This window comes from Curtobacterium sp. AC273 (genome assembly GCF_979253735.1).
Genome location: NZ_CEEDDU010000005.1, coordinates 73,678 through 95,648 on the forward strand (window position 1 = coordinate 73,678; position 21,971 = coordinate 95,648).

The 21,971-nt window shown below is 72.3% G+C and carries 23 protein-coding genes and 5 pseudogenes; 10 read left to right on the forward strand and 18 right to left on the reverse strand.

Translation table 11 applies throughout. From position 1 onward, the window contains the following. Window positions 1–89 precede the first annotated feature (89 nt). The 3 genes from ACZ8AI_RS07335 to ACZ8AI_RS07345 all read left to right on the forward strand — a co-directional run bounded on the left by ACZ8AI_RS07335 (window position 90) and on the right by ACZ8AI_RS07345 (window position 1,828). Window positions 90–779: a hypothetical protein gene (locus ACZ8AI_RS07335; RefSeq protein ID WP_464858116.1), complete on the forward strand. Its 690-nt coding sequence runs from the start codon at window positions 90–92 to the stop codon at window positions 777–779. Beyond that, window positions 686–1,324, forward strand: coding sequence for an EamA family transporter (locus tag ACZ8AI_RS07340; protein ID WP_464857671.1), 639 nt, complete (start codon window positions 686–688; stop codon window positions 1,322–1,324). The genes ACZ8AI_RS07335 and ACZ8AI_RS07340 overlap by 94 nt, the downstream gene beginning before the upstream one ends. A 171-nt stretch (window positions 1,325–1,495) precedes the next feature. After that, on the forward strand, window positions 1,496–1,828 hold the full coding sequence (locus ACZ8AI_RS07345) for a hypothetical protein (RefSeq protein WP_464857673.1): 333 nt from the start codon (window positions 1,496–1,498) through the stop codon (window positions 1,826–1,828). A gap of 228 nt (window positions 1,829–2,056) precedes the next feature. On the opposite strand, the pseudogene ACZ8AI_RS07350 reads toward ACZ8AI_RS07345, so the two are convergent. The 6 genes and pseudogenes from ACZ8AI_RS07350 to ACZ8AI_RS07375 form a co-directional block, all read right to left on the reverse strand. Continuing rightward, a pseudogene (locus ACZ8AI_RS07350) lies at window positions 2,057–2,251 on the reverse strand (FAD-dependent oxidoreductase); the annotation flags it as partial. Further along, window positions 2,227–2,937, reverse strand: coding sequence for an FAD-dependent monooxygenase (locus tag ACZ8AI_RS07355; protein WP_464858117.1), 711 nt, complete (start codon window positions 2,935–2,937; stop codon window positions 2,227–2,229). The pseudogene ACZ8AI_RS07350 and the gene ACZ8AI_RS07355, both read right to left, overlap by 25 nt. Next, window positions 2,915–3,046 (reverse strand): annotated as a pseudogene (locus ACZ8AI_RS07360) (FAD-dependent oxidoreductase); the annotation flags it as partial. The gene ACZ8AI_RS07355 and the pseudogene ACZ8AI_RS07360, both read right to left, overlap by 23 nt. Window positions 3,047–3,255: 209 nt before the next feature. Next, entirely contained in the window at window positions 3,256–3,600 is a 345-nt protein-coding gene (locus tag ACZ8AI_RS07365; protein WP_464857675.1) for a hypothetical protein, read from the reverse strand. Next, entirely contained in the window at window positions 3,564–4,232 is a 669-nt protein-coding gene (locus tag ACZ8AI_RS07370) for an acyltransferase family protein (protein WP_464858118.1), read from the reverse strand. Before ACZ8AI_RS07370 ends, ACZ8AI_RS07365 begins: the two co-directional genes overlap by 37 nt. 700 nt (window positions 4,233–4,932) lie before the next feature. Continuing rightward, window positions 4,933–5,124, reverse strand: a pseudogene (locus tag ACZ8AI_RS07375) (TetR family transcriptional regulator); the annotation flags it as partial. A 64-nt stretch (window positions 5,125–5,188) separates the two neighbouring features. Here ACZ8AI_RS07375 and ACZ8AI_RS07380 point away from each other — a divergent pair. Then, a pseudogene (locus ACZ8AI_RS07380) lies at window positions 5,189–5,299 on the forward strand (NAD-dependent epimerase/dehydratase family protein); the annotation flags it as partial. A 34-nt stretch (window positions 5,300–5,333) separates the two neighbouring features. Further along, on the forward strand, window positions 5,334–6,098 hold the full coding sequence (locus tag ACZ8AI_RS07385; protein WP_464857677.1) for a Rossmann-fold NAD(P)-binding domain-containing protein: 765 nt from the start codon (window positions 5,334–5,336) through the stop codon (window positions 6,096–6,098). On the opposite strand, the gene ACZ8AI_RS07390 is transcribed toward ACZ8AI_RS07385, so the two are convergent. From ACZ8AI_RS07390 to ACZ8AI_RS07400, 3 genes are all read right to left on the reverse strand, one after another. Continuing rightward, complete coding sequence (locus ACZ8AI_RS07390; RefSeq protein WP_464857679.1) at window positions 6,074–7,534, reverse strand: NAD(P)/FAD-dependent oxidoreductase; 1,461 nt, start codon at window positions 7,532–7,534, stop codon at window positions 6,074–6,076. The two genes, ACZ8AI_RS07385 and ACZ8AI_RS07390, sit on opposite strands and share 25 nt — an antisense overlap. Before the next feature lie 105 nt (window positions 7,535–7,639). After that, window positions 7,640–8,188, reverse strand: a complete 549-nt coding sequence (locus ACZ8AI_RS07395) for a dihydrofolate reductase family protein (protein WP_464857681.1) — start codon at window positions 8,186–8,188, stop codon at window positions 7,640–7,642. Between the two features lie 16 nt (window positions 8,189–8,204). After that, the gene (locus ACZ8AI_RS07400) at window positions 8,205–8,615 is read right to left on the reverse strand and encodes a hypothetical protein (protein WP_464857683.1); all 411 of its coding nucleotides are present in this window, start codon (window positions 8,613–8,615) and stop codon (window positions 8,205–8,207) included. A 104-nt stretch (window positions 8,616–8,719) separates the two neighbouring features. On the opposite strand from ACZ8AI_RS07400, the gene ACZ8AI_RS07405 reads away from it, so the two are divergent. Next, window positions 8,720–9,523 (forward strand): alpha/beta fold hydrolase, encoded by an 804-nt coding sequence (locus tag ACZ8AI_RS07405; protein ID WP_464857685.1) that lies wholly within the window; start codon window positions 8,720–8,722, stop codon window positions 9,521–9,523. Window positions 9,524–10,414: 891 nt separating this feature from the next. Here ACZ8AI_RS07405 and ACZ8AI_RS07410 read toward each other — a convergent pair. The 8 genes and pseudogenes from ACZ8AI_RS07410 to ACZ8AI_RS07445 all read right to left on the reverse strand — a co-directional run bounded on the left by ACZ8AI_RS07410 (window position 10,415) and on the right by ACZ8AI_RS07445 (window position 17,129). Beyond that, window positions 10,415–10,792, reverse strand: a complete 378-nt coding sequence (locus tag ACZ8AI_RS07410; RefSeq protein WP_464857687.1) for a VOC family protein — start codon at window positions 10,790–10,792, stop codon at window positions 10,415–10,417. Window positions 10,793–10,863: 71 nt separating this feature from the next. Further along, on the reverse strand, window positions 10,864–11,871 hold the full coding sequence (locus ACZ8AI_RS07415; RefSeq protein ID WP_464857689.1) for a LacI family DNA-binding transcriptional regulator: 1,008 nt from the start codon (window positions 11,869–11,871) through the stop codon (window positions 10,864–10,866). Window positions 11,872–11,916: 45 nt separating this feature from the next. After that, window positions 11,917–12,348, reverse strand: coding sequence for a hypothetical protein (locus ACZ8AI_RS07420; protein WP_464857691.1), 432 nt, complete (start codon window positions 12,346–12,348; stop codon window positions 11,917–11,919). Between the two features lie 373 nt (window positions 12,349–12,721). Next, window positions 12,722–13,657 (reverse strand): SGNH hydrolase domain-containing protein, encoded by a 936-nt coding sequence (locus ACZ8AI_RS07425; protein ID WP_464858119.1) that lies wholly within the window; start codon window positions 13,655–13,657, stop codon window positions 12,722–12,724. 163 nt (window positions 13,658–13,820) lie between these two features. Then, a pseudogene (locus ACZ8AI_RS07430) lies at window positions 13,821–15,080 on the reverse strand (acyltransferase family protein); the annotation flags it as partial. Then, window positions 15,077–15,763 carry a Gfo/Idh/MocA family protein gene (locus ACZ8AI_RS07435; RefSeq protein WP_464857693.1) on the reverse strand — a complete coding sequence of 229 codons (687 nt, stop codon included), beginning with the start codon at window positions 15,761–15,763 and terminating at the stop codon, window positions 15,077–15,079. The pseudogene ACZ8AI_RS07430 and the gene ACZ8AI_RS07435, both read right to left, overlap by 4 nt. Further along, window positions 15,727–16,101, reverse strand: a complete 375-nt coding sequence (locus tag ACZ8AI_RS07440) for a Gfo/Idh/MocA family oxidoreductase (RefSeq protein WP_464857695.1) — start codon at window positions 16,099–16,101, stop codon at window positions 15,727–15,729. Before ACZ8AI_RS07440 ends, ACZ8AI_RS07435 begins: the two co-directional genes overlap by 37 nt. Beyond that, window positions 16,098–17,129, reverse strand: a complete 1,032-nt coding sequence (locus ACZ8AI_RS07445; protein ID WP_464858120.1) for a Gfo/Idh/MocA family protein — start codon at window positions 17,127–17,129, stop codon at window positions 16,098–16,100. The genes ACZ8AI_RS07440 and ACZ8AI_RS07445 overlap by 4 nt, the downstream gene beginning before the upstream one ends. Before the next feature lie 107 nt (window positions 17,130–17,236). On the opposite strand from ACZ8AI_RS07445, the gene ACZ8AI_RS07450 reads away from it, so the two are divergent. From ACZ8AI_RS07450 to ACZ8AI_RS07465, 4 genes are all read left to right on the forward strand, one after another. Then, window positions 17,237–18,250 (forward strand): ABC transporter permease, encoded by a 1,014-nt coding sequence (locus tag ACZ8AI_RS07450; RefSeq protein ID WP_254785924.1) that lies wholly within the window; start codon window positions 17,237–17,239, stop codon window positions 18,248–18,250. Then, window positions 18,247–19,176: a carbohydrate ABC transporter permease gene (locus tag ACZ8AI_RS07455; protein WP_071291165.1), complete on the forward strand. Its 930-nt coding sequence runs from the start codon at window positions 18,247–18,249 to the stop codon at window positions 19,174–19,176. Before ACZ8AI_RS07450 ends, ACZ8AI_RS07455 begins: the two co-directional genes overlap by 4 nt. A 4-nt stretch (window positions 19,177–19,180) precedes the next feature. Beyond that, a complete protein-coding gene (locus tag ACZ8AI_RS07460; protein WP_464857699.1) occupies window positions 19,181–20,305 on the forward strand; it encodes an extracellular solute-binding protein in 1,125 nt (374 codons plus the stop codon). Window positions 20,306–20,380: 75 nt separating this feature from the next. After that, window positions 20,381–20,908, forward strand: coding sequence for a hypothetical protein (locus ACZ8AI_RS07465; protein ID WP_464857701.1), 528 nt, complete (start codon window positions 20,381–20,383; stop codon window positions 20,906–20,908). Here ACZ8AI_RS07465 and ACZ8AI_RS07470 read toward each other — a convergent pair. Next, the gene (locus tag ACZ8AI_RS07470) at window positions 20,895–21,773 is read right to left on the reverse strand and encodes a PASTA domain-containing protein (RefSeq protein WP_464857703.1); all 879 of its coding nucleotides are present in this window, start codon (window positions 21,771–21,773) and stop codon (window positions 20,895–20,897) included. The genes ACZ8AI_RS07465 and ACZ8AI_RS07470 overlap by 14 nt on opposite strands. Window positions 21,774–21,971 lie beyond the last annotated feature (198 nt).

Consider the following 21,971-nt stretch of genomic DNA (forward strand, 5'->3'; position numbering starts at 1 on the left):
CTGCGAGGTGTCGACACTAGGCCACATGAACGCGGTCCTCTACCTCCTCGTCGCACCTCACCTGGGGCTCGAGCTTCCTGTTCGCGAAGATCGGGCTCGACGGCCTCGCGCCGCAGCAGGTCGCGACCGTCCGCACCGTGCTCGAAGCGGTCACGCTCGTGCTGATCCTGCTCGGCGACCCTCGTCGCCGCTGGCCCCGTGAGCCGAAGGTCTGGGCGCACCTCCTCGTCGTGTCGGTGTTCCTCAACGCCGAGCGTGCCGTCGTCGCTCATGGCCTGGGCCGGCAGACCGTGCCGTCCGGGCTCGCGAGCATCTACAACGCGACGACGCCGAATCATGACGATGGCGGCGCTCGCCGTGCTCGTGCCCTCCGAGAGGCTCCGCGGACGACAGGTCGTCGGGATCGTGCTCGGCATCGTCGGCGTGCTCGTCCTGGTCGGACCGTGGGACGTCATCGGCGACCCGGCGGTGCTGGCGAGCATCCCGGGGCAGGTCGCGCTCCTCGGGATGACCGCGTGCTACGGCATCGGGCTGGCGTACCTCCGGCGCGTCGCCTGACGAGTTCGTACGACCCGGTGACGCTCGCGACGGTGCTGCAGCTCACGCTCGCCTCCGGGCTGCTCCTGCTGGTGCGCCCGCGATCGCCACCGGTCCGGTGCAGCTGGACTGGAGGATCGTGGCCGCGATGGTCGCACTCGGTTGCGTCGGCACGGGGCTGGCCTACGCGTGGAACACCCGGATCGTGCAGGCCTGGGGCGCGGGCCGGGCCTCGACCGTGACCTACCTGACGCCGGTCGTCGGCGTGGCGCTCGGGGTGCTGGTGCTCGGCGAGCGGGTGCGGTGGAACGAACCGGTCGGCGGACTCGTCGTGCTGGTCGGGATCGCGCTGGCGTCCGGCGTGCTCACCCGTCGTCGTCTGCCGACCCGTCGGAGAGGGCGCCCGTACGCTGGCCCGGTGACCCCTCGTCCGCGACGTTCCCTGCCGAGTCTCCTGGTGGCGTCGTCGCACCCGGGCCCCACCCTGACCGTGACGGTGCTCGCCGCGGTGATCGCCGGGGCGGTGGGGCACCCGGCGTGGCTCGTCGTCCTCGTGGCGCTGACGGTGGTCGCCGGACAGCTGTCGATCGGGCTCGCGAACGACTGGATCGACGCCGACCGCGACCGAGCCGTCGGGCGGTCGGACAAGCCGGTCGCACAGGGCCTCGTCGCCGTCGGCACGGTCCGGACCGCGGCGTTCGTCACGGCCGGGTTCGCCGTCGTGCTGTCGGTCTTCCTCGGGCCGGTGGCGGCGGTCGCGCACCTCGTGCTCGTCGCCGCCTGGTGAGGGCCTACGACGCCGGGCTCAAGCGGACGGTGTGGTCCGTCGTGCCGTTCGTCGTCGCGTTCGGACTGCTGCCCGTGGTGGCCGTGTCCGCCGGTCCCGACGCACCCTGGCCGGCGTGGTGGGCGGTGGCGACGGGCGCAGTGTTCGGGGTGGCGATCCACTGCACGAGACGTGCTGCCCGACCTGGTGGACGACGCGGCGACGGGCGTCCGCGGGTTCCCGCACCGGCTCGGCCTGCGGGGTGCCGGCATCACGGCCTTCGGCTCGCTCGTGGTCGCGGCGCTGCTGGTGCTCGGCGGGCAGGTCCTCGGCGACGACCCGGTGCGCGGCGTCGGGGTCGTGCTGGCCGTGGTCGGCACCGTCGTGGTGGTCGTGCTCGCGGCGGTCGGGATCCGGCTGGTGGTCGTTGGGCGCGCCTCGAGGACCCTGTTCCGGTTGGTGATCGCATCGTCGCTCGTGCTGGTCGTCGAACTCGGGCTGGCTGGCGCACGACTCGTGGCCTGAACGCAGCGCCTCGTGACCGGACCCGTCAGGACCAGCGCATGGCGTAGAGCCGGGCCAGGCCGTGCGCGGTCGGCAGGGACAGGGCGGTCCGGAGCAGCGCCTCCCGGCCCACGGCGCCCAGGCACCCAGCGGGCGGCCGAGCGCCATGTTGACCTCGGCCTGTCGTGCCGCGCGACCGGCGGAGGCCTGCCGGCGTCGCGCGTAGCCGGGCCACGGCGCCGGGTGATCGGAGGCGACCGCGTCGGCGAGGAGCGGGGCGAGCTCGGCGGCGTCGAGCCAGCCGAGGTTCATGCCCTGCCCGCCGATGGGGCTGATCTCGTGCGCGGCGTCCCCGGCGAGGACGATCCGTCCGACGCCCACGCGGTCGGCCGCTCGGCGGCGCACGCGGAACCCGCTCGTCATCGAGCAGCTCGCGGGGTCGGGCGCGACGCCGGTCCGTTCGGCGACGAGCGAGGCGAGGCGGACGGCGACCTCGGGGTTCCGGTTCGCCGTAGCTCGTGCCGGCGGCGGCGAAGGCCTCGTCGTCGGGCACCAGCACGACGTAGCGGCGTCGTCCGTGGGGGAGCGGGAAGGACTCGACCACCCCGTCCGGCCCGACGTCGACGAGCGCGGCGGACCGGGCGGACGGTTCCTCCGGGTCGGCGAAGTCGCCCATCACGTAGCGGTCCGGGTAGTCCCAGACCGGTGGTGCCGATGCCGAGCAGGTCGCGCACGACGCTGCGGGCGCCGTCCGCACCGACGACGAACGCGGCCCGGACGGTCACCGCGACGTCGTCCGGTCCGGTGCCGGTCACGTCGACGTGGTCGCGGTGGCGCCGGAGCCCGGTGCAGGGCGGTACCGGTGCGAGCGCCGTCGGGGCGAGCTCCTCGAGGCGGTCGCGCAGGAGCGTCTCGGTGCGGTGCTGGTCGAGCGTGGCGACGTACGGGTGCGTTGCCGAGGCGCGGTCGAAGGTGAGGGTGCCGAGCGCTCGGCCGCGGCTGCGGGCCACCCCGGTGCGCACCTTGGTGGCCTCGGCGAGCACCAAGCCCGTCGAGGCCGATCGTCGCGAAGGCGTCGAGCGACGGCGGGTGGATCCCGATCGCGCGGGAGCCGACCGGGGGCGCCGCACGACGCTCCCACACGGCGACCCGCACGCCGCGGGCGGCGAGGAGCGCAGCCGTGAAGAGGCCGACGGGGCCACCGCCGACGACGAGGACGTCGACGCGCTCCGTGGTCACGGTGCGAGCCTACGGGGGCTGGGTGACGTGTCCACCCAGCCCCGCGGGTGGCTCTGGGTTCGCGTGCTGCGCGGGGTCGCGTCGGGGGAGCAGGAATCGTCGGGTCGCCCGGGTGCACCCGACGGTTTGTGCTCCCTCGACCGATCGGACGGGGACTGGGACTCGGACTGGAGGCACGGTGCGGGGGCCGCCCCGCGCCCTCCCGTCGGTCAGGTGGTCGCGTCCGCCGTCTCGCGGCCGGACCGGTCGGCGGCGACGAGGCGGCGCGCCTCGCGCAGCCGCTTCCGCGCGCGCTCCACCGGCACCCTCGACGGCGTACGCAGCGCCGACGGCCACCAGCAGGGCGACCGCGACGAGCCAGACGTCCCCCACGGCCCGATCGTGAAGGTGCCGAGCAGGGCGATCACGAGCGGGTGCCACAGGTACGCCGAGTACGAGACGCGTCGACCGAACCAGGACACCGGCGTCCACGCGAGTGCGACGGAGACGGGCGAGCGGACGGACACGAGCCCGCCGATCAGGAGCGCCGAGACGAGTCCGGTGACGGGCAGCACGACGCCGAACGAACAGCGTGCTGCGTCCAGTCGCCGTCGATCCAGAACTGCACGCCGACGAGGAGCGCGAGGCCGACCCAGGTGCCGACGTGTCCGGCGACCCCGGCTGCCCAGGTCCGGACCCGCTCGTCGTCGAGGAGCAGCGCGAGCAGGCACCCGGTCGCCAGCGGCACGACGCCGAGCACGGGGGAGAAGTACACATCCGGGGTGGCGCCGCCGTTCGGCGTCCGGTAGTTCGCCCACGACGCCGCCGCCGCCCCGACGATGACGACGCCGAGGCCGGCCATCAGCCAGTGCCGGCGCGACCGAACCGCGAGCAGCAGCACCAGGACGGGCGGCCAGACGAGGTAGAACTGCTCCTCCATCGACAGGCTCCACGTGTGCGCGAAGACGCCCTGCGTGGTGTCCCAGTACGACCGGAACAGGTTGCCGGTGTAGCTCAGGGCGATGAACGCGGCCTCACCGGCGAGAACGACGCGCCCTTGTAGTCGCCCACCCAGTTCCAGAGCGCGAGCCCGACGACCACGAGTGCGAGCAGCGCCGAGGTAGAGGCGGAGGAGCCGTTTCGTCCAGAACGACCCGAGCCGGATGCGTCCGGTGCGTCGACGCTCGCCGAGCAGCAGCGTCGAGATAGAGGAAGCCGGAGAGCACGAAGAAGACGGTGACGCCGATGAAGCCGCCCTCGAACTGCGGCACGTGCAGGTGGTAGAGGATCACGATCATGATCGCCACCGTGCGGAGGCCGTCGAGTGCCGGGGCGTGGTGGGTCATGGCGGCGGTGGGGTCGCTCGGGCCGGGCGCCGCCGCGGGCGGGTCTGGTCCGCGGGCGCTCCGTCGCGAGTGTACTCGTCTCCACGTCCCCTCCCTGCGGGGTCGGCCTGCTGGTCTCCACCAGGGTCTCTCCGCAGGTAAGAGCGGCCTCAACGACCGGGGTGCACCAGACGGGTCAGGGCGTCGAGCGCTCGTCGGCGATGGCGGCGAACGGCCGGTCCTCGTCGGCGGCGATCCACTGCGCGAACACAGGTGGAACACCGTGACGGCCGTCTCGGCCGCCATCGTCGCGGCCGGCTCCGGGACACCGCGCGCGCGGAGGACCTCGCCCAGCCGTGTCTTCAGGGTCGCCAGCTTGCCGAGTTCCCGCTCGCCGAGGGCCGGGTTCATGTCGATGATCACCTGCCGTTGCCTTGACCACGGACGGCGGTCGTCGGGGAAGAACGCGCCGCTGGCGACGAGCGCGAGCCGCACGAGGTCGAACGGCGCGGTGTCGGCCGGGGCGGCCTCGATCGGACCGGTGAACATCCCCAGGAAGTCGTCCTGCCCGGCGAAGAGGACCTCGCGCTTGTCGGCGAAGTGCCGGAAGAACGTGCGCTCGGTGACCTCGGCGGCAGCGGCGATCTCGGCCACCGTCGTCTGGTCGTAGCCGTGCGACGCGAAGAGCTGCAAGGCGGTCGCCTGCAGGCGTTCGCGTGTTCCGGTTGCCATCGGGCCATGGCCGAAGTCTACTGATGACAGTCTGACTGACATCGAGTGCTACCCGGTGATGTCAGTTCACGGCATCACGTTGTGGACACCCGTGAAAGGACTCACCATGCACGTGTTCGTCACCGGGGCCTCGGGATGGATCGGCTCCCACACCGTCGACGACCTCCTCGCAGCCGGGCACACCGTCACCGGCCTCGCGCGGTCCGACGCCTCCGCCGCAGGGCTCGAGGCGGAGGGTGTCACCGTCCTCCGTGGTAACCTCGACGACCTCGAGGCGTCCGCCGCGGGGCGACCTCGATGCCGAGGGCGTCCTGCACCTCGCGAACAAGCACGACTGGGCGAACCCGGCCGCCACGAACGCCAGCGAGCGTGCCGCCGTCGAGACCATCGCCGAGGCCCTCGTCGGCACCGACCGTCCGTTCGTCGTCGCCCTCCGGGGTCGCCGGACTCGCACAGGGCCGGCCGGCGAACGAGCAGGACCCGAACCACCGTTCGTCGGCTCGGACAGCATGCGCGGCGGCAGCGAGAACCGTGCCCTCGACTTCGTCGCCCAGGGCGTCCGGAGCATCGCCGCCCGCTTCAGCCCGACCACGCACGGCACCGGCGACCACGGTTTCATCGCCGCGATCGTCGGCGCCGCGCAGCGCACCGGCGTGTCCGGCTACGTCGGCGAGGGGACGAACAGCTGGGCCGCCGTGCACGTCACCGACGCCGCGCGACTCGTCCGGCTCGGACTCGAGCAGGCACCCGCTGGCACGAAGCTGCACGCCGTCGCCGAGACCGCGATCCCCACCCGGGCGATCGCCGAAGCCATCGGCGAGGGACTCGGGCTGCCCGTGACCTCGGTCGACCCGGCCGACGCGGTGTCCCACTTCGGGTTCATCGGGCAGTTCTTCGGCATGGAGATGTCCGCGACGTCCGACGCCACGCGCGACCTCCTCGGGTGGGAGCCGACCGGACCGGGGCTGCTCGAGGACATCGCCGCAGGCGCCTACTCTGCTGTGCGGGTGGCGTAGCGAACACGCGCTGGGCTGCGTGGTCCGTCGAGGGAACAGAAATCGTCGGGTGCCATCGAGGGACCCGACGATCTCTGCTCCCCCGACGCCCCGGCGGACGCCCGCGCCCCCCCGTGCCCCGCGCGCCCCGCGCCTACTCGGCCTTCTGCATCTGCCACGGCTCCGGCTCGCGGTCCCCGTTCGGGCGCACCGGCCGGACGTCGCCCACGATCGGGATCGAGCGCTTCCGCATGAACCACAGGTAGCGGACGAAGAAGTGCGACAGGGTCGACAGCCGGTTGCCGTTGCCGAGCAGCGACGCGATGTGCACCGCCACCCAGGCCGCCCACGCGATCGGCCCGACGAACGTGATGCCACCCCGGAGCTGCGCGACCGCGGCGTTCGTGCCGATCGTCGCCATCGTGCCCTTGTCGAAGTACTTCGAGAGTGCTCGCTCGGCTTGCCCTCGATGCCCCGCACGATCTGCCGTCGCAGTGCCGGCCTCCCCGCGCCGGGGGCTGAGCGAGGCGTGGGCGAGGGCGTCGTCCTGCGCGGCGATGTCGCCGGCGGAGAAGATCCGCTCGACGCCCTTCACGCTGAGGTCGTCGTTCACCTGGATGCGTCCGCCGTGGGTCTGCCGGCAGGCCCCACCCGGCGACCTCCTTGTGGGCGGCGACACCGGTCGCCCAGATGACCTGCGACGCGGGGATGAACTCGCCCTCGGCCGTCATCACGCCGTCGGGCTTGACCTCGGAGACACCCGTGTTCAGCCGCAGCACGACGCCGCGCTTCCGCAGGATCTTCGCCGCGTACCGCCGGAGCCGCGGGGCGAACGGCTTGAGGAGCTCCCCGCTGCGGTGCACGAGGGTGATCGAGATGTTGCCCCGCTCGATCTCGGGGTACGCGCCGACGAGGGCCTGGTCGCGGAGCTCGGCGAGCGCACCGGCCATCTCCACCCCCGTCGCACCGCCGCCGACGATGACGACCTTGATCTCGTCGGGGCCCTGGTTCGCCGCGGCTTCCTCGAGCCGGGTGAACAGCTCGTCGCGGATCCGGAGGGCCTGCGAGCGGGAGTACATCGAGTACGCGTACTCGTAGGCGCCGGGGGTGCCGAAGTAGCTGGTGTTCACCCCGTTCGCCAGGATGAGCCAGTCGTAGTGCAGGTGCTCGCCGTCGGACATCTCGGCGATGCGCTCGTCCGTGCGGATGCCGGTGAGCAGGCCGTGGCGGAACTCGGCGTTGCTCTGCTTCGCCCGGAGGCTGCGGAGGAAGTACGTCACGTCCCCGGCGTTCAGGCCGCCGGTCGCCACCTGGTACATGAGCGGCTGGAACATGTTGTAGACGTGGCGGTCGACCAGGGTCACCCGGACCGGAGCGTCGGCGAGCTCGCGCATCGCGGCCACACCGGCGAATCCACCGCCGACGATGACGACGTGCGGGCGGGTGTCCTGGGGCATGCTGACTCCGGCTTCCTCGGTTGGTGAGATGGTCACCTCAGAGGGTACGCGCGGTTCGCCCACGCCCCGTTCACAGGGCCGGCCTGGAGGCGCGGCTCGTCGCCGTCACGCCTCCCGCGGCGCGTAGGTGCTCAGGACGTTCCCCTTGCTCGTCACGGTGCTGTCGACCAACCGCAGGCGCGTGGGCGGGTCGGTCGGCTCGAAGAGCTTGCGGCCGGCGCCGGCGATCGCGGGGTGCACCATGAGCTGGAGTTCGTCGAGGAGACCGGCGACGAGCAGGTGCCGCACGACGGTCACGCTGCCGCAGACCGCGATGTCCGCGCCGTCACGCTGCTTGAGGTCCCGCACGAAGTCGTCGAGGTCGCCCGTGATCCGCGTGCTGTTCTGCCACGCCAGGTCGTCGCCGAGGGTGGTCGACGCGACGTCCTTCTCGATCGGGTTGATCCACTGGCCGAAGCCGTCCTCGAGGTGGGCGGGCCACCACTCGGCCCACTCGAGGTAGCTGTTCTTCCCGAGCAGGACGGTGTCGGTCCGGGCCATGAACGCGCCCATCCCGGCCCCGAGCTCCTCGTCGAAGGAGTCGTACTGGAACGTGTACGGGTCCTGCACGACGTTGTCGACGGAGGCGAACAGTCCTGCGGTGACCTTGCGCATGACCGGAGCGTAGCCCTCAGCTGTTCCCGGCGGAACCGCTGGTGTCGGATCCGGTCCCCGTGCCGCCCCGGGGGCCGTCGCCGGGGAACTGCCCGGTGCCGCCGCCGTTCGTGCCGGGGACCTGCGTCGTCCCGTGGCCGGCGCCCCCGATGGCGTGCCCGACGGCGAAGCCGACACCTCCGCCGACGAGCAGCGCGGCGAGGCCGACGGCCACGGCGACGATCGGCCAGAACCACGGCGGCTTGGGTCCCGTCCGCGGCGCCGCGGCAGCCGTGCCGTACCAGGGCGTCGGACCGGACGGGCCGAACGTCGGGGGCGGCGGGGTCGTGGAGGTCGCGGTGGAGGTCGGGGCCGGTGCGGCTGCCCACCCGCTGGGCGTGGCGTCGGTCGGGCGGTCGGCGGGCGTCGTGGGGGAGTCCTCGGTCATGCGGACGAGTGCACACCGGTTCCCTATCAGCCGCTGATGACGAGGCTGACGCGTGACTGTGGAGCGGACGCGGGCGTGCAGGACCCGCCGCGTACCCTCGGCTCGTGGGCGCGAAGGTGGAGACGGTCTCGGTCGACGGACTGTCCGTGCGCCTGCACACCCTGGCCCCGGCCGGACGGCTCCACGACGACCTCGCGCCGACGGTGGTCTTGGTGCACGGCATCGGGATGTCCCACCGGTCCTTCCGCCGGACGCAGCGCGCGCTCGCGGTCACCCACCGCACCGTCGGCGTCGACCTGCCCGGGTTCGGCGGGGTGCCCGGCGCCGGACGCCGGCTGCAGATCGAGGAGCTCGCCGACCTCGTCGTCCGCGCGGTCCGGTCGCGCGGTGCCGGTCCGCTCGTGCTCGTCGGGCAGTCGATGGGGACCCAGGTCGTCGCCGAGGCAGCTCGTCGGCACGCCGAGACCGTCGAGTCCGTGGTGCTGATCGGGCCCGTCATCGTGCCGGGTCGGCGGTCGGCCGTGCTGCAGGCGCTCGACCTGGCGCGCGACTGCACGGTCGAGGGCCTCCGGATGAACACCGTCGTGCTGACCGACTACCTCCGCAGCGTGCCGCAGTACCTCCGCGAACTCGGACCCATGCTCCGGCACCGCCTCGAGGACACCCTGCCGCACGTCGGGCAGCCCGTCCTCGTGGTCCGCGGCACCCGGGACCCGATCGCGCGGCGCGACTGGGCAGCACGACTCGCGGCGGCGGCTCCCGACGGCAGGGTGGTCGAGCTCCCCGGGCCGCACCACGTGCAGGAGCACCAGCCGGTGGCCGTCGCCCGCCTCCTCGACGGTCTGCGGGCCGTCCCCGTGCCCGACGGCCGCACGCCGGACGACCAGACCCTGGAAGGGCTGCGATGACGGACGCGACCACGTCCGGAGCCGGACCGACGCGCACGGACCGCACCGCGCCTCCCGTCCGGATCTCGCTGGTGCGCCGCGGATGGTGGGCCGCACTCGACTGGTGGTACGCGGCCAGGTGGCAGCTGCGGAGCCTCGGACCGACGACCGCCGACGACTACCGGACCGGGGACGGCCAGCCCGTCGTCGTGGTCCCGGGCGTCTACGAGACCTGGCACTTCATGCGACCGCTGATGGACGCCCTGCACGATCGCGGACACCCGGTGCACGTGCTGCCGGTGCTGCGGCACAACCTGCGGCCCGTGCCCGAGTCGGCGCACGAGGTGCTGGCGTACCTCGAGGAACACGGCCTGCAGAACGTGCTCCTCGTGGCGCACAGCAAGGGCGGGCTGATCGGCAAGTACGCGATGGCGCGCCTCGACGACCACGGGCGGATCGACCGGATGGTGGCGGTGTCCACGCCGTTCGCGGGCTCCGGGTACGCGCGACTCGCGCCGGTGCGGCACCTGCGGGCGTTCCGCGCGGCGGACCCGGTGCTGTCCGGGCTGGCGCGGGAGCTCGATGCGAACGCGCGGATCACCTCGGTGTTCGGGGTGTTCGACACGCTGATCCCGGAGGGCAGTGCGCTCGCCGGGGCGACGAACGTGCGGGTGCCGGTCGGCGGGCACTTCCGGATCCTCGGCGACGCCCGGACCCGCGAGGCCGTGCTGGCCGCCGCGGATGCGCCGCCCGCCGGCGGCGCCCCGGCCGGCGGCGGCGCCCGGGCGCCCGAGATTCGGCCTGAGCGACACTTCTCGCGCCGAACAGCCCGAGAACTGTCGCGCAGCGCGAAACTCGGAGCGGCGCGCGCGTCTCGGGGCGGCGCCAGCGAGACTCGGGGCGCCCTGCGGGTCAGGCGCCGGGCAGGAACAGGCAGAACGGGTGGCCGTCGGGGTCGAGCAGCACCCGCACGTCCTCCTGCGGCTGGTGCTCCGCCTGCCGGGCACCGAGCCCCTCGGCCCGGGCGACCGCGGCGGCCAGGTCCTCCACCTGGAAGTCGAGGTGCAGCTGCATGCCCGGAGCGTCCGTCGTGCCCGGCCAGGTCGGCGCCACGTACGCCGGTTCGTACTGCACGGAGAGCCCGGGGCCGTCCTCGGGAGCGGACACGTGCCCAGGTCGGGTCGTCCTCGTGGACGGTCCACCCGGTGAGCGCCCCGTAGAAGCGGGCGAGGGCGACGGCGTCCGGGGACTGCAGCACGGTGGCGGAGAGCGTCGGCATCGACGGGGCACTGGCGGTCATGCGGCGGAGCGTACGCCGCATGGCGTCCACGGCCTCGAACGAAGCGGGGCGCGGGCGGACCTCAGCGCGGCGCGACGCTCTGCCGCTCGACGATCCGGTGCGGGATCACGACGGTCTCGGGCGGGGCGTCGCGGTCCTCGATCCGACGCGTGAGCAGGTCGAGGGCAGCGGTGGCGAAGGCCCGACGGTCGAACGACACCGTGCTGAGCGCGGGGATCGCGTACGCGGCACCGTCGACGTCGTCGAACCCGATGACGCTCACCTGCTCCGGCACCCGGACGCCCCGGGCGGCGAGGACGTGCAGCACGCCGAACGCGATCGAGTCGGTGAACGCGAAGACGGCGTCGGGCAGCGGGTGCTCGTCGAGCCAGGTCGCGAACGCCGAGGCGGCCTCGCTCGTCGTCCAGCCGGCCAGCGGAACGCGCAGCGCCGGGTCGGGGTCGATGCCGGCGGCGGCGAGCCCGGCGAGGTACCCGCGCTCCCGCAGCTCGCTCGTGGCCGTCGGGGCGGTGGCGCGCGCGGCGCCGACGATCGCGATCCGACGGTGGCCCCGTCCCGTCAGGTACGTGGTGACCTGCTCGGACGCCGCCAGACTGTCGACGTGCACCTGGTCGACGTGCTCGGGCTCGACCTCGCCGATGACGACGGTCGGCGGCAGGCCCTCGGTCGAGGCGAGGACGCTCGCGCTGAGCGACACCGGGTTGAGGATCAGCCCGTCGACGAGGTGTGCGCGTGCACGGGAGACGAGGTCGCGCTCGCGGGCCGGGTCGTTGCCGGTCTGGTCGAGCTGCACGGTCCAGCCGCGGTCGCGGGCGAGTTCCACGAACCACTGCGCCAGCTCGGCGGAGTACGCGCTCGCCATCTCGGGCAGCGTCAGCGCGATCGCGCCCGACCGCCCGTTCCGCAGGCCGCGCGCCGACAGGTTCGGCACGTAGTCGAGTTCGGCGAGCGCCTGCTCCACGCGCTCGCGGGTCTCCGGGCGCACCACGACGCCGCCGTTGATGACGTTGGAGACGGTCTTCGGCGACACCCCGGCGAGGGCGGCCACGTCCCGCACGGTTGCGCGCATCGGGACGAGCGTAGCGCGGGCGGGCGGGGACGGTGCACCCGGGCGTCAGGGCCGGACGTACCGGTGCACGTGCGTCGTGTACTCCACGGGGACGGTGTCGCGACCGGCGGTGTCCGGGTCCTGGTCGAGCAGCCGTTGTACGGCAGCGAGCAGCGCGGCCCGTTCGTCGTCCGGTCGCACGATGACGTAGCTGCGCGAGGCCACCATGTCGAGGAACGCCGAGCGCTCCTGCTCGTGCACCCACCGGAACCGCTCGTACCCGCCGTCGGCGAACGGGGCACCGACGACGGGAGCACCGTGGTCCATCACCCGTGACTCCGGCTGCTGGATGAGCGCGCTGAGCCGGGCGGACCACGGCCGGGTCTCGTCGCGCACGTTCCACACCAGGCCGAGCACACCGCCGGGTCGGAGGACGCGCGCGACCTCGGCGGCACCGCGTGCCGGGTCGACCCAGTGCCAGGCCTGCGCGAAGGTCACGGCGTCGGCGGACCCGTCGTCGAGGGGGATCGCCTCGCCCAGAGCCGTCGACCACCCGCACGTCGGACACGGCGGCGGCGAAGCGCGCGCGCATCTCGGCGTCCGGCTCGACCGCGGTCACGGAACGCGCGTGTCCGACGAGCGTCCGGGTGAACTTCCCCGTGCCCGCTCCGACGTCGACCACGAGTCCGGTGTCGTCCGGCAGGAGCCACTCGACCGCCGCCGACGGGTACCCGGGCCGTCCCCGCTCGTAGGCGTCGGCCGCCGCCCCGAACGACCGCGCGTGCTGCTCGAAGGTCATGCTCCCAGCCTGCCCGAGCACCCGTGCCCGAACCCGAGAACCCGGACCCGGGTCCCTGAGAACCCGTGCCGGTCAGCGCGCGCGGGCCGCCTCGACCGCCGCGGTCACCTCGGGCTCGAGGAACGGCGCCATCGACCGCGCGTACGTCTGCGTGACGTGCTGGACCTGCCGGTACACGACGACGCCGCCGATGACGGCCGGGCAGGTGCCGTCGGCGCAGAACATCGCGGTCGAGTCGATGAGCGTGACCCCGGGTGTCGTGCGGGCGGCCTGGGCCACCGGGTCGTCGAGCAGGGCGTCGGCCTCGCTGACGTCGCACGCCGACCCGTCGCCGTGCTGCTCGACGCAGCTCGGCACGTCCGGCACCCCACCGATGGCCGGGTCGGGGTTGTCCCGCAGGGCGACGACGCTCGACCCGGCCTGCTGCAGCCGCACCCAGGTCGTCGCGTAGGCGGCTGCGGCGTCGTCGCGGATCGCCGGGGTGAGCTCGTCGGCGTGCCGGACGAGGCCGTGCGGCCACGGCGTGCGGGACAAGGCCGCGACGAAGACGACGTCGTAGCGCTCCTGCTGCAACCGATCGAGGGTGTCGGCCTTCCAGGTGTCGCACGACGCGGTGATGAGCGCCCGGGTCATCGGGCAGCCGGAGTGCAGGTAGGTCGTCAGGCTCCAGTGCTTCGCCTTCGCGATCAGCTCGAGCGCGGGCACGTAGTTGGCCGCGTGCGAGTCGCCGACGATCGCGACCCGGACGGTGCCGTCGGGGTCGCCGACCTCCGCACGCCTTGACGGTGGTGTCGTCGCCGGCGATCTGGCAGCCGCTGCCCGCGTGGTCGGCGAAGTCGTCGGTCGCCGCCTGCACCGGGCTCGGGGCGATGTCGTCCGGCGACACCTGCGGGCAGTCCGCGCCGGGCTGCATCGCGGCGGCGCCGTAGCAGGCGGGGCTGCTGAGCGTGCCGTCGGACGCCGTGGTGACCCCGGTGACGGCGCTCGCCGACTGCTCCCGCACGACACTGCCGTACATGCCGGCCGCGGGCAGCGCCACGATGAGCATGCCGGCGATCGCCAGCACGAGGATGCCGCGGTGGCGCGGCCGTGGCGCGCGCATCCGTTCGGTCGAGAACGCGATCACCGGCTGTTCGATGAGCCGGCGCGAGGCGTGCGCGAGGGCGAGGGCGACGACGAGCACGATGCCCTTCGCCCAGAGCGGTGTCGCCTCGTCCGCGGTCAGCCCGATCACGAACGGCATGACGATGAGCAGCGGCCAGTGCCAGAGGTACAGCGAGTAGGACACGTCGCCGAGCCACTGCACGCTCCGCAGCCGGTACAGGAACGACGGACCCCACCGTGGCTCGGGCATCCCGCCGGCGATGACGAGGGCGACGCCGGTGATCGGGACGATCGCCGTCCAGCTCGGGAACGGCGTCGACGCGTCGAACCGGAGCGCGGTGGTCAGCATCAGTGCGAGGCCGGCCCAGCTCATCGTCGCCGCGAGCGGCGGGGGGATGCGCACGCGCTGCAGGCCGAGCCAGAGCAGGCCGCCGGCGGCGAACTCCCACGCCCGGGTCGTGGTGAGGAAGTAGGACGCCGGCGAGTGCGCGGTCTCCCAGATCGACGACGCCAGCGACAGCACGAAGACGGCTCCGAGGGCGATGGCGATCGCCGGTGCGAGCGACACGCCGCTCCGGCGGCGGCGCCGGTAGCGCAGGAAGGCGCAGAGCCAGAGGACGAGGGGCCAGACGGCGTAGAACTGCTCCTCCGTCGACAGCGACCAGAAGTGCTGGACGATGCTCGAGTCCGATGCGAGCGCCGAGTAGTCCACGGAGTTGCCGGCGAGGGCCCAGTTCTCGACGTAGAGCGCGCTCGCGATGATCTGCTCGGTGAAGTCCTTCCAGAGCGTCCGGGGCACGAACATCGCCGTCAGGATCACCGTGACGAACAGCGTGGCCATCGACGCCGGCAGCAGCCGCCACGCCCGTCGGGCGTAGAAGACCCGGAAGCTGAAGCGGCCGGTGGCGAGCGGCTTGGCGATGTGCGCCGTGATGAGGAACCCCGAGATGACGAAGAAGACGTCGACGCCGACGTAGCCGCCGGGCAGCACCTGGGGGAACAGGTGGTACAGCACCACGGCGGCGATGGCCACGGCACGGACGGCCTGGATCTCGAGTCGCAGGCTCCGGGTGGACGCCGCGGCACCCCGATGGCTCGTGACCCGTCGTGAACGGTGGCGGGCGTCGGGTGCATGGCGCGCTGCGCGCGGCGGCGCGACGGTCACGAGACCCCCTTGCTTCACGGTCCGCGGTCGGGCCCGCGCCGCCTGCGAACCTACCGCTCGGGACGGTGCCGACACGAATCCGGGAGGCGCGGGGCGGCGCCGCCACGCGCCTCCAGACCGACCTGCGGGACGGTGCGCGGCGGGGCCGCCCCCGCGGGTCACGCCGACGGGACGGCGACCGTCCGACCGGACCGCTCCGACTCCCGTGCTGCGAGCACGATCGACAGCGTGCGGAGCCCGACGCCGACGTCCGGCTGGGGCTGCACGCCGGACCGCACCGCGTCGAGGAACACGCGGAGCATCGTCACGTCCGGGTCCGCGCCGTACCGCAGCTCGATCGGTCGCCCGTGCACCGCGTCGAGCCCCCGTGCCGCAGCGCCGAAGAAGTCCACCGACACGGTGCCGCCCGTGCCCGCCACGTCGAGGGTCAGCCCGCCCCACACCGGCGATGTGTCCGGTCGGCTCCACGAGCAGTCGATCGTGGCGACCATCCCGGAGTCGTACGTCACGGTGACGAGCCCGGCGGTCTCCGCGCGGGCCCGGTCGGCGTGCAGGACCCGGTTCGCCACCGCGGTGACGGACACCGGGGCAGCACCGGTCAGGCCCTCGAGCAGGTCGGCGATGTGCACGACGTGGTCGACGAGGGCTCCGCCACCGCTCATCGCCGGGTCGGTGAACCAGTCGCGGGTGCGCGGCAGCATGCCGGTGTTCGCACCCCGCACCGAGAACACGGTGCCGAGGGCTCCCGAGTCGTGGGTGGCGCGCAACCGGTCGAACGCCGAGGTGAACCGCACCGGGAACGCCATCATCAGCAGGACGCCGGCGCGCTCGACCGCGTCGCGCATCGCCAGCCCGTCCTGCCACGTGGTCGCGAGGGCTTCTCGCAGAGCACGTGCGCGCCGGCTGCGGCGGCGCGCTCGACGAGTTCCCGGTGCCGGGCGTTCTCGCTCGTGACGACCACGGCGTCCGGCGCCCACGCGAGCAGTTCGTCGTACGAGTCCGCGTACCCGACGCCGAGGGCGGCGGCGAGGTCGGCGCCCCGCAGCTCGCCCACGGTCGTGCCGGTGGAGACCCCGTCGGGATCGGCGCCGCGCACCTCGACGTCGGGCATCGCGGCGAGCGCGGCCAGGTACCCGATCGCGTGCGTGTGGGCGAACGACAGCACGCCGACCCGGAGCGTCACAGGGCCACCTCCACGGGCTGTCCGGACTCGATCGACTCGAGGGCGGCGGTCGCGATCCGGACCGCGACGGCGCCGTCCTGGGCGGTGACGCGGGGGAGCGGGCCGCCGTCGAACGCGGCGAGGAAGTCCGCGAGTTCGAGGGCGTACGGGTCCTCCGCGGGGTCGACCGCGGGCAGGAACCCGTCCACCGCGGTCGGTGCGGCGAGGTCGCTGCGGGTGGACTCCTCGGCGAGCGACGAGTGCGACAGGCTGCCGAGGGTCCCGGTCACCGAGTACTCGGTGGTGAAGGCGAGGTGCTGCGGTCCCCAGAGCCCGGCGACGTGGCTGATCGCACCGGACGCGTGGGTGAGGAGCACGTGCGCGGCCTCGACCGGATGCTCGTCGTCCCCGGTGCGCACGGACACGGCGGACACCCGGACGACCTCCCCGGCGACCCAGCGCGCGGCGTCCAGGTCGTGGATCATCTGGTCCATCACGATCCCGCCGGACTGCGCGCGGTCGCCGAACCAGGCGACGCGGGTCGGGAACGCTCCCGATCGCGAGAACCGGAGGACGGCGAGGTCGCCCAGCACGCCCGAGGCAGCGGCCTCGTGCAGTCGTGCGTACGCGGGGAACCACCGGACGACGTGCGCCGGGTAGAGCTGCAGCCCGGCGTCTGCGGCGCTGGCGACGAGGTCGTCGGCGTCCGCGACGGTGCGGGCGAGGGGCTTCTCCGACACGACGTGCTTGCCGGCAGCGAGCGCTGCCCGGACCACCGCCGCGTGCGCCGGCGTGGGGACGACCACGTCCACCACGTCGACGGCGGCGAGCAGTTCGTCGAGGGAGTCGGCGACGGTGATCGTGCTGCCGACCGCTGCCGCCTCGTCGGCGAAGGCGTCGGCGAGGGCGAGCGCGCCCTCCTGCGAGTGGACCACGACGTCGCCGAGGCGGAGCAGCCCGGGGACGTGGGCGACGGCGATGCCGCCCGCTCCGACGAGACCGATCCGCCTGCGCGGGCGGGGTGTCGACTGCAGCGTCAGTGGGGCCAGCGTAGGAGATGGACCGTTACAACGATGGAAAGGTTTGGCAACGGGTTGCCGCACGGTTGCCATGAACGCGAGGGTCGCTCCAGGAATCCAACGGAGGGGGCCAACGAGTGACGAAGCTCGACGACCGCGCGACGAACCGCACGCGGACCGCTGCACACCACGATCCAGGGGCCGCGCCACCGCCCGATCCGGGCCTGCGTCGCCGGACCCGGTGGCAGCGGATCCGGCGCGACAAGGTGCTGCTGTTCATGGGGCTGCCGGGGCTGGCGCTGCTGCTGGCGTTCCAGTACCTGCCGCTCCTCGGGAACCTCATCGCGTTCCAGGAGTACCTGCCGTTCGTCCCGCTCGGCCGGAGCCCCTGGGTCGGCGTCGAGAACTTCTCGGTGATCTTCGACGGCAACCCCGAGTTCCTCCGCGCGCTCGGCAACACGCTGCTCATCACGCTCGTGCAGGTCGTGTTCGTGTTCCCCGCGCCGATCATCCTCGCGATCATGCTCAACTCGCTGCTGTCCGAGCGGATCAAGGGCGTCGTGCAGTCGATCCTGTACCTGCCGCACTTCCTGTCGTGGGTGATCGTCGTCGCGGTGTTCCAGCAGATCCTCGGCGGCTCCGGGCTAGTCAACAACGCGATCCGGGCCGCGGGCGGCGACGCGATCGACTTCCTCGGCAACCCGAACGGGTTCATCGCGCTGCTCACCAGCCAGGTGATCTGGAAGGACACCGGGTGGGCGACGATCCTGTTCCTCGCGGTCCTCAGCTCGATCGACGCCAGCCTGTACGAGGCGGCGAAGATGGACGGCGCTTCCCGCTGGCGGCAGCTGTGGCACGTCACCCTGCCCGGCATGCGGGGCATCATCATCCTGCTGCTCATCCTGCGGCTCGGGGACTCGCTGACCGTCGGGTTCGAGCAGATCCTCCTGCAGCAGCAGGCCGTCGGCCGTGCCGCGAGCGAGGTCCTCGACACCTACGTCTACAACAACGGCGTGCTCGGCGGGCAGTGGGGCGTCGCCGCGGCCGTCGGCCTCGTGAAGGGCGTCGTCGGCGTCCTGCTCGTCCTCGGCGCCAACAAGCTCGCGCACGTCTTCGGCGAAGCGGGCGTCTACCAGAAGGAGTCGCGATGACCGCCACGCAGACCGTGACCGTCCCCGGACGGAAGAAGCCGCGCCGCCGCCCGGTCCTCGACGCGCCACCGCTGCCCGGGCGGCTGCTCACCGGGTTCGTCCTGCTCGTGATCTGCCTCGTCGTGATCCTGCCGTTCGTCGGCATCGTGTCGACGAGCCTCGCGCCGGTCGCGCAGGTGAACGACGCCGGCGGGTTCGTGATGTGGCCGAAGGGCCTGGACTTCGGCGCGTACGAGAGCATCTTCGCGGGCGGCGTCGTCACCCGGGCGATGGTCGTCAGCATCGGGATCACCGTCGTCGGCACGCTCATCAGCCTGTTCGTGACCGCGATGCTCGCCTACGCGCTGAGCCGCCCCGGGTCCTACGGGTCGGGCTTCGTGCTGAGCCTCGTCCTGGTCAGCCTGCTGTTCGCCCCCGGACTCATCCCGAACTACCTCGTCGTGAAGCAGTTCGGTCTGCTCGACTCGTACTGGGCGCTCATCCTGCCGACGGCCCTCAGCGCGTTCAACGTCATCGTGATGCGGTCGTTCTTCATGGCGATCCCGAAGGAGCTCATCGAGTCCGCCCGCATCGACGGCGCCGGCGACTTCGCCGTGTTCTGGCGGATCGTGCTCCCGCTGTCGAAGGCCGTCCTCGCCGTGATCGGCCTGTTCTACGCGGTCGGGTACTGGAACGCGTTCTTCAACGCGCTGCTCTACATCAACGACACCGCGAAGTGGCCGCTGCAGCTCGTGCTCCGCACCTACGTGATCAACAACGCGCAGCTCGGCGGCGCCGACCTCGGCACGTCCTCCGACGCGCTGCCCCCGCAGGCCTCGATCCAGATGGCGATCCTCGTCGTCTCGATCGTGCCGATCCTCATCGTCTACCCGTTCCTGCAGCGGCACTTCGCCAAGGGTGTCCTGACCGGCGCCGTGAAGGGCTGAACCCATGCACCGCAACACGACCTCCCAGGGCCTGGCGACGCCCTTCAGTCGCCGCGCGCTCATCGCGGGCGGACTTCGGGCCGCGGCCACGGGCCTCCTAGCCAGCTGCTCCACCGTGACCCGGTCGACGGACGTCAAGGCGATCAACAAGGCCGTGCGGTTGCCGGACTACGTGCCGTGGACCGGCGGGCCGGAACCGGTCCTGCCGAAGACGAGCGCGCTCATGCCGAGTGCCTTCCGCAAGATCCCGGACCACCTGGTGCCCACCCGCGGCACACCCGGTGACGGCTCCACCGTGCACGGGAGCGTCCCGACGAACTCGCCCATCCCGCCGTCGAAGGGCAGCAACCCGTACTGGCAGGGCCTCGACGAACGGATGGGGATCGACCTCGACCTGACGATCACCCCGAACGCGGACTTCGCCAACAAGTTCGCCACCCAGGTCGCCGGCGACACCCTCGGCGACGTGTTCACCATCAACGGGTCGTTCTCGTACCTGCCGCAGTTCCTCGAGGCGAAGGCCGCCGACCTCAGCCCGTACCTGTCCGGCAGCGGGGCCCGGGACTACCCCTACCTGGCGAACCTGCCGACCGCGTCCTGGCGGGGCACGGTGTTCTCCGGCGGCATCTACGGCGTGCCGGTGCCCCGCGGGCCGCTCGCCTCGCAGGCCCTGCACCGTCGGCAGGACGTCTTCGAGCGGCTCGGGGTCGACCCGGCGTTCTCGAGCGTCGACGAGTTCGTGCAGCTGTGCCGCCGGGTGTCGGACCCGCACGCCAACCGGTGGGCGCTGGCGTCCGTGCCGACGAACATCCTCGCGCCGATGCTCGGGCTGCCGAACCAGTGGCAGCAGCAGGGCGGACGGCTCACCCACATGTACGAGCTCGAGGAGTACCAGGAGCTCCTCGACGTGTCCCGCCGACTCATCGCCGAGGACCTCGTCCACCCGGACAGCATCACGGCCTACAACGGCAAGGTCTGGTTCGTGCAGGGCTCCGCCCTCATGCTGGCCGACACGGCACACCGCGATCCCCGGACTGCTGCAGCAAGCGACGCCCGGGAGCGGGTTCGAGCTGACGGTCGCACCCTTCGTCGGCCCCTCCGGTGCGTCCGCGAAGCCATGGCTCGGTGACCCGAACAACACGATCGCGTCGATCGCTGCCGGGTCCGAGGAGCGCGTGCGGATGCTCCTCGAGGTCCTGAACTGGTGCGCGTCGCCGTTCGGCACCGAGGCCTGGACGTACCGCAAGTTCGGCATCGAGGGACGCGACTTCGAGTACCGCGACGGCGCCCCGGTGCTCACGAAGACCGGCAACAGCGAGACCGCCCTCGGCGAGTTCCCGCTGCAGTACTTCACCGAGTGCCCGCTGCCGCTCTACTACGCCGGCAACGCGGCGATGACGGACACCGTGCACGAGTCGCTCTGTCGTGGCTCGACGACGGGCTGCCCAACCCGGTGTACGGCCTGTACTCACCGACCAACTCGACGAAGGGACCGACGCTCGGCACGTTCGCGACGAACGCGATCAACGACGTGCTGCTCGGCCGGGCGAAGGTGTCGTCGTGGAAGGCGACGGTCCGCGACTGGCGTCGCCGCGGGCGGCGACGCCATCCGGCGGGAGTACGAGCAGGCGCTCGAGGCGCGCGGGGATCTGAGCGTCGGGTCCTCGGACTGGAGGCGCGGTGCCGGCTGGCACCGCGCCTCCCGTCCGTCACCGAGTTCAGTTGGTCTTGACGAACACGCTTCCGTCTCCGAACGACACGATTCCACCGTGGAAGGTGTTTGGGACCTGGAACGCGATCTGCCCGGAAGCGCTCTGACCCAAACCAAGCGTCACGCTCGGCATCTCCTTCACGTCGCTGAGGTACTCGGAGTCGTAGACGGAGCCATCGGTCTCGGCGAGGGCGACGTCGTATGCGGCAGAGCTGGCGTCGACGCCAGCGGTGGTCGCCGTGACGTGCACTGTCAGGACCACGTACTTCATGCCGCCGTCGGGCTGTTCGTACTCGTTGGGTGCCACGAAGTTGTCGTTGTAGCCGTCGACCCACTGCGTGTAGTCCGCTGTCGACCCGTCGATGCGGTTGGTGTTCGTCATCTCGAACTTCGTGCCTGCAGGAGCCGGATTCGATGCGCTGGAGCCGTCGTCGACCGCAGCTGTCAGTGCAACGGCCGAGCCGGGCTCCACAGTCGTTCCCGCGGCGGGGTACTGGCTGGCGACCTGGTCGTCGGACGTTGATTCTCCAGCGTTGACGGTGAAGCCCGCTGCTTCCAGAGCCGCTGTTGCTTCGCTGACTGTCTTTCCGACCACGTCAGGCACGGCAACCGGAGCGGCGTCCGCTGACCGAGTTTCGGACTTCTCCGATGCCGCGGCTTTCACGGGTGCCTCGGTCGAGGAAATGAAGGCCAGACCGTAGATCGTGCCGAATATGAGAGCAAGAGCCGCCCCAGAGGCGCCGAGAACGGTGCCCACCATGGCCCGAGGTGTTCGACGGCGATGCGCGACGAGCCCGAGGACAAGGGCGATGACGCCCGCGACGAATCCCAAGTGCAGCAGGATCGGGATGAACGCGAGGACTACCGCGACGATGCCGAGGGCCACCGCTGCAGTTGCAAGCCCAGCACCTCGAGGTCTTTGCGACTGCGGATGGTAGGAGCGAACTGCGGCTGCGGCGTACCCGGGGCGTACGGACCGGACATGGAGGACTCCTGAGTTGAGAAACGATCAGGAGAAACGTAGTTGGTTCCAACTACGCGATGGAAGATCGGCCCTATCCCCAGATAGGGAGGGATATTACAG

What these genes read in the sequence shown, in the direction of transcription:
- ACZ8AI_RS07340 (WP_464857671.1), top strand. Translation starts at nt 686, where the DNA reads ATGGTCGCACTCGGTTGCGTCGGCACGGGGCTGGCCTACGCGTGGAAC.
- ACZ8AI_RS07390 (WP_464857679.1), bottom strand. Translation starts at nt 7,534, where the DNA reads ATGCCCCAGGACACCCGCCCGCACGTCGTCATCGTCGGCGGTGGATTC.
- ACZ8AI_RS07395 (WP_464857681.1), bottom strand. Translation starts at nt 8,188, where the DNA reads ATGCGCAAGGTCACCGCAGGACTGTTCGCCTCCGTCGACAACGTCGTG.
- ACZ8AI_RS07400 (WP_464857683.1), bottom strand. Translation starts at nt 8,615, where the DNA reads ATGACCGAGGACTCCCCCACGACGCCCGCCGACCGCCCGACCGACGCC.
- ACZ8AI_RS07415 (WP_464857689.1), bottom strand. Translation starts at nt 11,871, where the DNA reads ATGCGCGCAACCGTGCGGGACGTGGCCGCCCTCGCCGGGGTGTCGCCG.
- ACZ8AI_RS07435 (WP_464857693.1), bottom strand. Translation starts at nt 15,763, where the DNA reads ATGCGCGACGCGGTCGAGCGCGCCGGCGTCCTGCTGATGATGGCGTTC.
- ACZ8AI_RS07455 (WP_071291165.1), top strand. Translation starts at nt 18,247, where the DNA reads ATGACCGCCACGCAGACCGTGACCGTCCCCGGACGGAAGAAGCCGCGC.
- ACZ8AI_RS07460 (WP_464857699.1), top strand. Translation starts at nt 19,181, where the DNA reads ATGCACCGCAACACGACCTCCCAGGGCCTGGCGACGCCCTTCAGTCGC.